Below are 12,160 nucleotides of genomic sequence, written 5' to 3'. Positions count from 1 at the left end.
GGGGAGTCATATCGCGGCGTGGGTACGCTGGAAAAGCCGATCCCGTCCGCCTTCGCCGACGGCGTCGGGTCCCTCCGCGTTTTCCGCCCCTTGAAGGAGCATCCCATCGCCGCTTCGCCCTCCCCGACGAGGATCCGCGCCCTCCGCACCGCTTCGCTCACGACCGCCGGTGTCGGCGCCGCGATCACCATGGGCGCCCTGGGGCCGTGGTTCACCCCCGTCATCCTCCTCGTCGCGACGGCGGGAGCGTTGCTGGTGATCTGGCGGACCTCCGCGGGTGTCATCGGCGCCCGCGCGATCGTGCCGGTGCTGGCTGTCGTCGTCGTGCTGACGATCGCGGCGCTGCTCGGGCTCATCGGCGTCTTGCCCTCCGCGTGGGTGTGGGCTGCTCTCGGCGCGTACGCGGTGGCGTGGGGCGAGTACCTCGTGTCGCAGACGATCGCCCGCTCGCAGGGGCTGACGGGCTACCGGTGATCCCCGTCGCGCGCGTCACGGTCACCGACACCGCGCGCTGACGAGCCCGGCCTGGGAGTGCCGGCGCGGTTCACCTCATCGCAGCTCGAGGCACACGAGCCCCGGTCGCTCATCCCACGGCGGGACGATCCCGAAGCCCGCGGTGCGGTACATCCGCAGGGCGGGCTCGCGCCACTCCCACACCGAGAGGTGCACCGGCCGCGTCGCTCCGCGTAGCGCGGCCGTGAGCAGCGCCGACCCGACCCCGTGTCCGCGGGCGCCGGGGGTCACCCAGAACCGGGAGATCTCGGTCACGCCTCCGGAGGATCCGACCACCAGCACTCCGCAATCGACACCGTCGACCGCGGCGACCAGCACGCGGCGGTCGGCGAAGACGGTAGCGGGGTCGTCGATCTCACGGGTGTAACGGGCGGGCATCGCGGCGCGCGGATCGACGAGTCCGTGCTCCGCCTTCTCGGCCTCGGTCCGTCGCAGATAGTCGCCGACGAGCGCGGAGACCGATCCTGCGTCGTGGGGGAAGCTTGCGGTGCGGATGACGACGCTCACCCGCCTACCGTACGAGCCGCCGGCGGTGTCCCACGCGCGACGACGACGGTCGCGTCTCCCCGAAACGCCGAACGGACCCGGATGCCGAGGTGATCGGCATCCGGGTCCGTTCGAGGTTCGCTCAGACCGTCGCGAGCGTCGACTGCCAGCCGAGGGCGGGAGCGACGTGCTTCGCGAAGTTCTCGACCAGGCGCAAATTGAACTCCACACCCATCTGCGAGGGGATCGTGAGCATGAGCGTGTCGGCACTCATCACCGCGGCGTCGTTCTGCAGCTGCTCGACGAGCTTGTCGGGGGTGGCCGCGTACGTTTTGCCGAAGGTCGAGCGCATGCCGTCGATCACGCCGATCTGGTCGCTGCCGGCTGAGCCGCCGAAGTACATCTCGTCTTCGGCCGTCACGATCGGGAAGATGCTGCGGCTGACCGAGGTGCGCGGTTCGCCCTCGTGGCCCGCCTCGCGCCATGCGGCGCGGAAGGCGTCGAGCTGCTGGGCCTGCAGGAGGTCGAACGGCGTTCCGTCGGCCTCGGTGAGCAGGGTCGACGACATGAGGTTCACGCCGAGGCGTCCGGCCCATTCGGCAGTCGCCGTGGTGCCGGCGCCCCACCAGATGCGCGTGCGCAGGCCCGGGGAGTGCGGCTCGATGCGCTGAAGACCGGTGCCTCCACCGAAGGGGCTCAGGGGGTCGCGCTCGGCGAGCCCCTCGCCGTCGATCGCGCGCAGGAACAGGTCGAAGTGCTCGCGGGCGATGTCGCCGCCGCGCGGGTCTTCGGAGCCGGTGTATCCGAACGCCTCGTAGCCACGGACAACCGTCTCGGGTGAGCCACGGCTCACGCCGAGGGCGAGTCGGTTACCGCTGATGAGGTCGACGGATGCCGCCTCTTCGGCGAGCATGAGCGGGTTCTCGTACCGCATGTCGATGACGCCGGTGCCGACCTCGATGCGCGAGGTGCGGGCGGCGATGGCGGCGAGCAGGGGCATGGGGGCGGCCTGCTGGCGGGCGAAGTGGTGCACGCGGAATGAGACGCCGTTGACCCCGAGGTCGTCCATGCCCTGGGCGAGGTCGATCGCCTGGAGCATCGAGTCGCCGGCGGTGAGCTGGCGGCCGCCGCCGAGGGGGCCGTAGTGGCCGAAGGAGAGTGTGCCGAAGGAGCGCATGCCGGGTGCAACGCGACAGCGCGCGATCTATTCCCACGCATACACCGCGCACGACCCCGGACGCGTGCAGGTGTGGAACCATTCAGAACATGGACGATGACGTGCGCGAGGAGCTGCGACTGCTCCGCGCGAGAGCGTACGGTCCCCACGCCGACATCGCCGACGACGCGACCGCCGTCGCGCGGCTGCGCGAGCTCGAGGATCTCGAACGGCAGGATCGCCTGCCACCCGCGCCGCGCGTGCCGTCGACCTCCGCGGCCGCCGCCGCGGGCTCACGGGCCGCTCTCGTCGCCCCCGACGACGATGAGGACGAGGACGGCGACGACGGCGATCGCGACCGCCCCGCCCTCGTGGGATCGAAACGGCGGCTCTGGATCTGGGCGGCCTCTCTCGCGGTGGTCGCCGCCCTCGCCAGCGCTGCGACGGCGGCGAGCCTCACGGTCGTCCCCGTGACCGCCGCGGCGGGCGCTCCGCAGGTCGACACCCTCGTGCCCGCTCCCGACGCCGCGGTCCCCCCGGTCTTCGGCCAGCGCACCGGCGCGGAGCGCGCTTACGAGAACTACTACGGCGTCGCCGCCTTCACGGGCCGGGCTCCCACCGACGCGACCGACAACCGCAACCCCTGCCTCTACCTGCTCGACGCCGACGAGGTGGGTGCGGACGACACCCGCGGATTCCGCGGCAACTTCGTCTACGGAGGGTGCGGAGCCGGCGTCTTCCCGGCGACTGTGCAGTTCGTCGTCGCCGACGGCATGCCCGACGCGTTCGTGCAGCGGTTCCCGATCGGCACGAGCATGCAGTTCGTGTTCGACGGCGAGAACGTCGGCGTCTTCAGCGACCGCGGCTGACGCGCCCCCGGCTGACGCGCCCCGACGACGACGCCCGCCTCGCCGGCGGGAGGTTCGGCCCCGTCCGCGGGTTCGGGGGCTCCCCGCGGATGAGAGGCTGGGGGAGTGACCCCCCTCCTCGAGCACGTTCCCGTCGGCGCTGATCCGGATGCCGCGTACCTGGGCTTCGTCGAGTGGGCGAACTCCCGCGGCCTCACGCTCTACCCCGCGCAGGACGAGGCGGTCATCGAGATCGTCTCGGGTGCGAACGTGATCCTGTCGACCCCGACCGGCACGGGCAAGTCGCTCGTCGCGGTGGCCGCGCACGCGGCATCCCTCTCCCGGGGTGGACGCACGTACTACACCGCACCGATCAAGGCGCTGGTGAGCGAGAAGTTCTTCGCCCTCGTCGACATCTTCGGCGCCGAGAACGTCGGTATGGTCACGGGCGATTCGTCGGTCAACTCCGACGCCCCGATCATCTGCTGCACCGCCGAGATCCTCGCGAACCTCGCCCTGCGGCAAGGCGCCGACGCGAACGTGGACCAGGTCGTCATGGACGAGTTCCACTACTACGGCGAGGCCGACCGCGGCTGGGCCTGGCAGGTGCCGCTGCTGCTGCTCACGCGCGCGCAGTTCATCCTCATGTCGGCGACCCTGGGGGATGTCACCGACATCGCCGACGACCTCTCGCGTCGCACCGGTCGGCCCACCGCGCGGGTGACCGGCGTCGAGCGCCCCGTGCCGCTGCACTTCGAGTACGCGCGCACCCCCGTGCACGAGACGGTGCAGGAATTGCTCGACACGAAGCAGGCGCCGATCTACGTCGTGCACTTCTCGCAGGCCGCGGCCATGGAGCGCGCTCAGGCGCTGTCGTCGATCCGCATCATCGGCCGCGAGCAGCGCGACGAGATCGCCGAGGCGATCGGCGGCTTCCGCTTCACGACCGGCTTCGGCAAGACGCTGTCGCGCTACGTGCGTGCGGGCATCGGCGTGCACCACGCCGGCATGTTGCCGAGGTATCGCAGGCTCGTGGAGACCCTTGCACAGCGGGGGCTGCTGCGTGTCATCTGCGGCACCGACACCCTGGGCGTCGGCATCAACGTGCCCATCCGCACCGTGCTCATGACCGCGCTGACCAAGTACGACGGCACCCGCATGCGCCAGCTCTCGGCGCGCGAGTTCCATCAGATCGCGGGGCGCGCGGGCCGGGCCGGCTACGACACCGCCGGAACCGTCGTCGTCATGGCACCCGACCACGAGATCGAGAACGCCGCGCAGATCCTCAAGGCCGGCGACGACCTCAAGAAGCAGAAGAAGATCGTGCGCAAAAAGGCGCCGCAGGGCTTCGTCAACTGGACCGAGCAGAGCTACGACCGCCTCGTCGCGGCCGAGCCCGAACCGCTGCAGCCGCAGATGAAGCTGAGCGCCGCGATGCTCATCAACGTCATCGCCCGCGGGGGCGACGTCTTCGGCAACGTCCGCTCGCTGGTCTTCGACAACCACGAGCCCCGCCCCCGCCAGTACGAGCTCGCGCGGCGGGCGATCGCGATCTTCCGCACCCTGGTTCAGGCCAGCGTGGTCGAGGTCGTCCCGCCCTCGCGTGAGGGGTCAGGAAGTGTCGCTTCGGAGGGGGCTCGGGCGACAGATCGTGACCCCTCACGCATTCGGCTCACCGTCGACCTGCAGCCGAACTTCGCGCTCAATCAGCCGCTGTCGCCGTTCGCGCTCGCCGCGATCGAGATGCTCGACCCCGAGGTCGAGCTCGGGAGGGGGCCGGATGCCGTGCCGGCCGCGTCATCGGTCGGCACCGGGCACTACGCGCTCGACGTCGTCAGCGTCATCGAGTCGACCCTCGACGACCCGCGCCCGATCCTGTCGCAGCAGCAGTTCCGCGCGCGCGGCGAAGCCGTCGCGGCGATGAAGCGCGAGGGCATCGAGTACGACGAGCGCATGGAGCTGCTCGAAGAGATCACTTGGCCGAAGCCCCTCGACGAGCTGCTCGCGCAGGCGTACGAGGTGTTCGCCACGAGCCAGCCGTGGATCCGCGACTTCGAGCTGTCGCCGAAGTCGGTCGTGCGCGACATGTACGAGCGCGCGTGCTCGTTCGGCGAGTACGTCTCGCTGTACCAGCTCGCGCGCAGCGAGGGCCTCGTGCTGCGCTACCTCAGCGACGCGTTCCGCGCAATCCGCCAGACCGTGCCGGTCGACGCGCAGACCCCCGACCTGCTCGATCTCATCGCGTGGCTCGGAGAGGTGGTTCGTCAGGTCGACTCGAGCCTCGTCGACGAGTGGGAGCAGCTCATCAACCCCGCGGACGACCCCACGGCCCCCGTGGTGCCTCCCGCTCCGCCGTCGATCCTCACCAACCGGCGCGCGTTCGGCGTGCTCGTGCGCAACGAGATGTTCCGCCGCGTGCAGCTCGCCGCCCTGCAGCGCGACGACGAGCTCGTCGAGCTCGACCCCGACGTCGACTGGCCGAGCGCCCTCGACAGCTACTTCGACGAGCACGACGAGATCGGCACCGGGGGAGCGGCGCGTTCCTCCGCTCTCGTCGTCATCGACGAGTCGTCGGCCTCTGACGGCGTCTGGCGCGTCGAGCAGATTATCGACGACCCCGCCGGCGACCACGACTGGCGCATCCGCGCCGAGGTCGACCTCGCCGCCTCCGAGGAGGAGGGCACGGCGATCGTGCGCGTCACCGAGGTGCTACGGCTCTGACTCCCTGGCCGCCCCTGTCGGAACCGGGGGGCCCGCGAACGACGGATGCCGAGGCCCTGAGGCCCCGGCATCCGGTGTCTTCGTCGCGTCGTCAGGAGGTGCGGGCGACGCGGTTCTCCGCGCTGACCATCCACGACAGCTGCTCGAGGCGCTCGAGCACGCCGTGCAGAATGTCGGCGCTCGTGGGGTCTTCGTCGTCGACGTCGTCGTGCACGTCGCGCACCGTGCCGACGGTGACGTCGAGGCGCTCGGTGATGAGGTCGATGACCTCGGCGGTGTCGACCTCGCCCTGCGGGAACTCGGGCAGTGTCGTGGTCTCGGCGACGGTGTCGCTGCGGCCGTCGGGCAGAGCGTGCAGGGCACGCATGCGCTCGGCGATCTCGTCGCCGAATTCACGGGCGGCGTCGATGATCTCGTCGAGCTGCAGGTGGGTGTCGCGGAAGTTCTTGCCGACGACGTTCCAGTGGGCCTGCTTGCCCTGGATCGACAGCTCGATGAGGTCGACCAGCACGGCCTGGAGCGCGTCGGTCAGCTTCTCCGACGCCTGGAAGCCCTGTTCGGCGTTCTGCTCGTCGGTGGTTTCGGGACCGCTCCCTCCGCGCGCGGGGCGGCGACGGTTCTTGGTGGGGGCGTCCTTGGTGGTGGTGGACATGCGCGTTCCTTTCGCTGGCGGTCGATAGAGACGTTAGGCGCGGCATCAGAGGGGCGTCGGGGGGGGTTGCGAGGTCTGGGGAGGCGCGGTAACCGGGTGAATCACCGTCACCGAAAGTGGGTGATTCGCCGTTCTGGCGGGTGTTCGTTGGGCGGGGCCATCAGGTTCGGAGAGGGAACGTTCAGGTGCGTTCCGTCGAGAGGATCCGATGCGCTCCGTTACTCCTTTTCGTTCGCTGTCCGCCGTGACCGCTCTGCTGGTCGCCTTGGTGGTGGGGCCGGTGGTTGCGGTGGCGATGCCGTCGCCGGCTCACGCGTCCGCGTCGGCGGATGCTGATCGCGACACCATCCCCGACGGTGTCGAGCGTGTGGTGTGCGGGTCGGCGACATGCGCCACGGGGGTGGAGGACCGCGATGGTGACGGGATCCCGGATGCCACTGAGGTTCCGGCCTGCGGTGACACCACGTGCGCCTCGCCGACTTCCGACAGAGACGACGACGGCATCCCCGACTACGCGGAGCGGCTCGTCTGCGGCTCCGACACCTGCTCGAACGCCAGGGAGGACGCCGACGGCGATCGGATCGGGGACTGGGTCGAGTTCGTCATCTGCGGCACGCGCACGTGCGCTGACGGGACGGAGGATTACGACGCCAACGGTGTCTCGGATGCCGCAGAGCTGGCCGCCTGTGTGAAGAGCGTGAACGATCTCGCCGTGACCGGCGGCGCCGTGGCGCTGTGGGTCGCCGTCGCCGCGGCGCTTGCTCTGGCTGTGGGGGTCGCGCTGCGCACGCGTCGCCGCCGGGCGGGCACGGGAACGAGCGCGTGATCCGTCGCGCTGTAGCGGCCGTCGTCACGGCTGCGGTGGTCTTCGGTGGCGGCGCTGTCGCGGAGCCGCCCGCCACCGCGGCGGAGCTCGCGGCCGTGGCCCGGGCTGAGGTGCTGGAGCGCGTGCGTCAGGCGGCGTCGCCCGACGAAGCATCGACGGCGAACGTGAAGGAGCCGCGTTCGGAGACGCCGGCGCCGGCGGGTTCGGCCACTCTGAACCCCGGCGCCGCGTCCACCCTCCGTGCCGACCAGCTCGGTGTGAGCGCGGTCTTCTCCGGCCACGACGTCGACCGCCGCGTCACGCTCGAAGCCCGCCAACCCGCCGACGAGGCGATGGCGTTGCGCACCGCGGCGGCTGAGACGGCCGGCGCCGTCGTGTCGGATGTGGTCGAGATCACGGCGACGGATGCCGGTGGTGAGCGGCTCACCTCGTTCCCTGCGGAGTTGCGCGAGGTGCCTGACGATGAGTCTGCAGACGGACCCCCGGTGTACGACGTCACCCCGGGTATCTCGCTGACGCTCGCGGTCGATGCGGCCCGGGTCGCCGAGGCGGCGGTTGATCCCGCGACGCTGCAGATCTACACCCGTTCCGACCCGGGTGAGCCATGGTCGCTGTTGCCGTCGTACTTCGACGCCGAGACGAACACCGTGCGGGGCGAGTCGGATCACCTGTCGCAGTTCGTGGTGATCGGCATCCCGTTCGTTCCTGTCCCTGGTCCGCGGATCGTGCTGGACCCCGACAACGACGAGGGGTCGGTGCAGACGCCCGCGCCGGCGTCGGAGTTCCCGTACAACTGGGATCTCGTCGACCGCCTGCGCGGGATGCTCGAGGACCGGTGCCTCGCTCGGGTGACCGTGACGCGACCCGCGGGCGCGCGTTATGTCTCGCGCGACACCCGGGCACGGGTGGCCGAGGCGGCGAAGCCCGATGCGACCGTGGGCGTCGGTTTCAACACGTTCCGCGGCTTCGCGTGGGGCACCGGGCGGGAGGGCGGGACGCTGGCGTTCTCGCGGGGACGCGGCGGCGACAACGCTCTGGCGCAGTCGTTCGTCGACCAGATGCCCGCATACACCGGGCGTCCGGCGAAGCGGGCGGCATCCACCCGGAACTTCCCTTTCGCGGAGTACGCGAACCTGCCGGGCGCGTACGCGCACGTCGAGGCGCTGTACCTCGACCACAACTTCGACCGACCGGTGATCGATCACGGGTTCGGCAGCATCGTCGACGGGGCCTTCCGCTCTCTCGGCGGTTACCTCGAAACGCAGGGGTTCGACTGCTCCGACCCGGCGACCGGGGGGTGGCCCTCTCCTCCCTCGCAGGCTGAGCTCGCCCGCTGGCGGAACCTCGGCTACCAGAACCACCAGATCTACGGCGCCGACCCGGTGTCGTTTTCGACCGGCAACCTGGTGGAGTCGTTCCCGTTGTTCTCGCTCAGCGGGCCGGGCGCACAGGCGATCGAGGCGACCCTCGTCTACAACGCGCAGGACGGTCGCCTCTCGCGGGTGGGGGCGGGGTGGTCGTTCAGCCTCGGCGCACGCGCGCAACGCTTCTCCGACGGGTCCGTCTTGACCGTGCGTGGCGACGGCGCGTCGTACGTCTTCACCCCGGACGGGGCGGGCGGTTACACCTCGGCCGATGATCCCGACCTGACCCTCGTCGAGGCGGGGGCGGGGCGTCTGCGCCTCGGCGACCGTGAGGGGGCGTCGTGGGTGTTCGATGCGGCGGATATCGAGGGCATCGGAGAGCTCGTCAGTCACACCGACGCGTCCGGCGCCACGACCACCCTCACCTACGGTGCCGCCGACCCGAACGTGCACCAGTTCGTGCCCCTGACCTCGGTGACCGATGCCGCGGGGCAGACGGTGACGCTGGAGAGCGATGGCGTCGGCCGCGTCACGGCGTTTCGCCTTCCCGACGGGCGCACGTGGCGCCTCGCGTACGACGGCGCAGGAAACCTCGCCTCGATCACCGACGCGACCGGCGGCACCCGCTCGTTCACGTACGACGCGGCGCATCGCATGCTCACCGCGACCGACGCTTCCGGCTCGACCTACCTCGTCAACGTCTACGACGACCAGGGCCGGGTGGTCTCTCAGCGCGACGCGGAGGGCGCCGAGCGGCGCTTCGTCTACGAGGCGGGCCACACCGTCTACACCGACAACGAGGGCCGGCGGAGCGTCTTCGGCTTCGACGATCGATACCGCATCACCAGCGTCGAGAACCCCGCCGGGCAGGTCGCGCGGTGGGAGTTCGACGCGCGCGGCGACGTCACCTCTCACACCGACGAGGCGGGACGCACCACGCGGTACGTCTACGACGCGGCGGGCAATCTGGCGAGCGAGACGGATGCCGCGGGCCACGACACCCGGTACACCTCGACCCCGTCGGGTCAGGTGGCATCCCGAACCGACGCGCTCGGACGCACCTGGGCGTATACGTACGACGCGCGTGGCCTCGTCACGGCCGAGGCTCGGCCCGACGGGACGACGACGCGGTACGAGTACACCCCGGGCGGCGAGCTCTCCGCGGCGATCGCACCGTCGGGGGCGACGACCCGGTACGAGTACGACGCCCGCGGCAACCTCACCGCGCTCATCGATCCGCTGGGGCACCGCACGACCTACGGGTACGACGCGAGCAACCGGCTGACCGCCGTGACCGATCCGCTCGGCGCTGTCACCACGTGGGAGTGGGACGCGGGCGACCGGATCGTCGCCACCGTCGACCCGACGGGCGCGCGGACGACGTTCACGTACGACCGGAACGACAACCTGACCTCGGCGACGGATGCCACCGGTGCGGTGACCCGGTACGAGTGGGACGCCCTGCTGCGCATGGTGAAGAGCGTCGCCGCGGACGGCGCGGAGACGCACTACTCCTATGACCGCGAAGACAACCTCGTCTCGTCGACCGACCCCGAGGGCGCGACGACGCAGCTGCTGCTGGATACGGCGTACCGCGCGACCGGTGCCGTCGACCCGAACGGCGGCCGCTGGGAGCAGCAGGTCGATGCCACCGGCATGCCGACCGCCGTCACCGATGCCGCGGGGGCGGTGACCTCTCTTGCCCTCGATGAGCTCGGACGAACCGTGCGGACAACCGACCCGACCGGAGTCTCGACGAGTGTGACGTACGACGAGGTCGGGCGTGTGGCCACCGAGACCGACGCCGCGGGCGGTGTCACGGCCTACACGTACGACGCGCTGGATCGGGTGACGAAGGTGACCGATCCCGCCGGGTATGCCAGCGAGTTCGTCTACGACGTCGACGGCAACCTCGTCGGCACGATCGACCGCCTCGGCAACCCGACGCTGTTCGAAGTCGACGCGGTGGGCCAGGTGGTGGCGATGACGGATGCCACCGGCGCCGTCGAACGCTATGAGTACGACGCGGCCGGTCAGATCACCGCCGTCGTCGATGCCGACGGCGGCCGGACGACGTTCACGTACGACGCGGCCGGCCGCACGACCAGCGTCACCGATCCGCTCGGTGCGGTGACCCGCACCGCTTACGACGCGGTGGGGCGGGTCGTTGTCGAGACCGATCCCGCGGGGGCCGAGACCCACGTGGAGTACGACGCGATGGGTCGGGTCGTGCGGATCACCGACGCGCTCGGTGCCGAGCAGCGGTTCGGGTACGACCGCGCCGGCCGCCGCACGAGTGCGACGAACGCGAACGGCGTCACGACCACATACGCGTACGACGCGGTCGGCAACCTGACGACCGTGACCGAAGCCGCGGATGCCGCAGCTCCCGCCGACAGCGACACCAACGTCACGACCACCTACACCTACAGCGCGACCGGACTCTTGACCGGGATGACGGGACCGACCGGCGCGAAGACGGGGTGGGAGTACGACGCGGCGGGTCGTCCCGTCGTCGAGAGGGGGCCCGCGGGCGAGAGGACCGAAACGGCGTACGACGCCGCCGGGCGGGTGCAGCGGGAGTCGAACGGGGTCGGTCTGATCGCCGCGTACCGCTACGACGCGCGCGGCGATATCGCCACTCTCACCCGTTTCGACGGGGATGTCACGTTCGAATACGACGCTGAGCAGCGGCCCATCGCGATGACCGACCCCACCGGTGCGACCGGGTGGATCTACGACGAGGTCGGCCGCATGCGCGAGCAGCTCGACTCGAACGCGCAGAAGCTCACGCACGAGTACACCGCCACAGGTCTCACCGCAGCCACGACCCTGTCCGACGGCACCGTCACGCGGTTCGCGTACGACGCCGCGGGGCGCGCGACGACCCAGTCGACGCCGTTCGGCGATGTCACCTACGCGTACGACGCGGCGGGCCGGCGCACCGGCATCGAGCGGCCGAATGGGGTGCACACCAGCGTCGCCTACGACGCGATCGGGCAGGTCACGCGCGTGTCGCATGCGACACCTCCAGCACCCGACGGGTCTGAGCCCGCTTCGGCGACGACGGTGCCGGCGCTGAAGACGCAGGTCGATGGATGCCGCGGCGTCGGAGGCTACCTCGGCGAACGGACGATCCCCGCTGCCGGGGCGGCGAAGCAGTGTGTCAAGACCGCGGCGTACCTCGACCGGCGCACACTGCCGTCTCCGGAGACGGCAGCCCCCGCCGGTGCCTCGCTGACGTACGACTACACGTGGAACGGTGACGGGTCGGTCGCGTCGCGGGCGCGCACGATCACCGCGCCCGACGGCACGTCCGACGCGACGTCGCAGTCGTACGACTACGACGACCTCGAGCGCCTCATCGAGTCGGCGACCGCGGGCGGCGAGACGTCGCGTTACGGGTACGACGCCGCCGGCAACCGGACGAGCTGGGCGACCGGTGACCGCGCCGTGACGGCGACGCTGGATGCCGCGGGTCGGGTGACGGCCACGTCGGACGGCGCAAGCTACGCGTACGACGCGGCGGGTTCGAGGTCGTCGGCGACGGTGGACGGGCAGCGGACCACGTTTGCGCATGACGCCGCCGGCCGG

The 12,160-nt window shown here is 70.8% G+C and carries 8 protein-coding genes; 5 read left to right on the top strand and 3 right to left on the bottom strand.

Annotation, left to right across the window (positions count from 1 at the left end; translation table 11 throughout):
• Window positions 1-18 precede the first annotated feature (18 nt).
• The gene (locus ASE56_RS12335) at window positions 19-474 is read left to right on the top strand and encodes a hypothetical protein (RefSeq protein ID WP_056230190.1); all 456 of its coding nucleotides are present in this window, start codon (window positions 19-21) and stop codon (window positions 472-474) included.
• 75 nt (window positions 475-549) lie between these two features.
• On the opposite strand, the gene ASE56_RS12330 is transcribed toward ASE56_RS12335, so the two are convergent.
• Together ASE56_RS12330 and ASE56_RS12325 are read right to left on the bottom strand one after the other, a co-directional pair.
• A complete protein-coding gene (locus ASE56_RS12330; RefSeq protein ID WP_056230186.1) occupies window positions 550-1,020 on the bottom strand; it encodes a GNAT family N-acetyltransferase in 471 nt (156 codons plus the stop codon).
• 121 nt (window positions 1,021-1,141) lie between these two features.
• Entirely contained in the window at window positions 1,142-2,176 is a 1,035-nt protein-coding gene (locus tag ASE56_RS12325) for an LLM class flavin-dependent oxidoreductase (protein ID WP_056230183.1), read from the bottom strand.
• Between the two features lie 89 nt (window positions 2,177-2,265).
• Between ASE56_RS12325 and ASE56_RS12320 the strand changes: the two genes are divergently transcribed.
• Window positions 2,266-3,024 (top strand): hypothetical protein, encoded by a 759-nt coding sequence (locus ASE56_RS12320; RefSeq protein ID WP_056230180.1) that lies wholly within the window; start codon window positions 2,266-2,268, stop codon window positions 3,022-3,024.
• Between the two features lie 105 nt (window positions 3,025-3,129).
• Complete coding sequence (locus tag ASE56_RS12315; RefSeq protein ID WP_056230177.1) at window positions 3,130-5,724, top strand: RNA helicase; 2,595 nt, start codon at window positions 3,130-3,132, stop codon at window positions 5,722-5,724.
• 91 nt (window positions 5,725-5,815) lie between these two features.
• On the opposite strand, the gene ASE56_RS12310 is transcribed toward ASE56_RS12315, so the two are convergent.
• Window positions 5,816-6,376 carry a Dps family protein gene (locus tag ASE56_RS12310; protein ID WP_056230174.1) on the bottom strand — a complete coding sequence of 187 codons (561 nt, stop codon included), beginning with the start codon at window positions 6,374-6,376 and terminating at the stop codon, window positions 5,816-5,818.
• A gap of 244 nt (window positions 6,377-6,620) precedes the next feature.
• Between ASE56_RS12310 and ASE56_RS17760 the strand changes: the two genes are divergently transcribed.
• Both ASE56_RS17760 and ASE56_RS17835 read left to right on the top strand, forming a co-directional pair.
• Window positions 6,621-7,202 carry a hypothetical protein gene (locus ASE56_RS17760; protein ID WP_235556998.1) on the top strand — a complete coding sequence of 194 codons (582 nt, stop codon included), beginning with the start codon at window positions 6,621-6,623 and terminating at the stop codon, window positions 7,200-7,202.
• Window positions 7,199-12,160: DUF6531 domain-containing protein (locus ASE56_RS17835; RefSeq protein ID WP_056230171.1), on the top strand; the 4,962-nt coding region annotated here is incomplete at its 3' end. The genes ASE56_RS17760 and ASE56_RS17835, both read left to right, overlap by 4 nt.

The sequence above is a fragment of the Microbacterium sp. Leaf203 genome (genome assembly GCF_001421275.1).
Classification (GTDB): domain Bacteria; phylum Actinomycetota; class Actinomycetes; order Actinomycetales; family Microbacteriaceae; genus Microbacterium; species Microbacterium testaceum_A.
The sequence above is the reverse complement of the archived record's forward strand: the minus strand, read 5'-3'. Positions and strand labels throughout refer to the sequence as shown.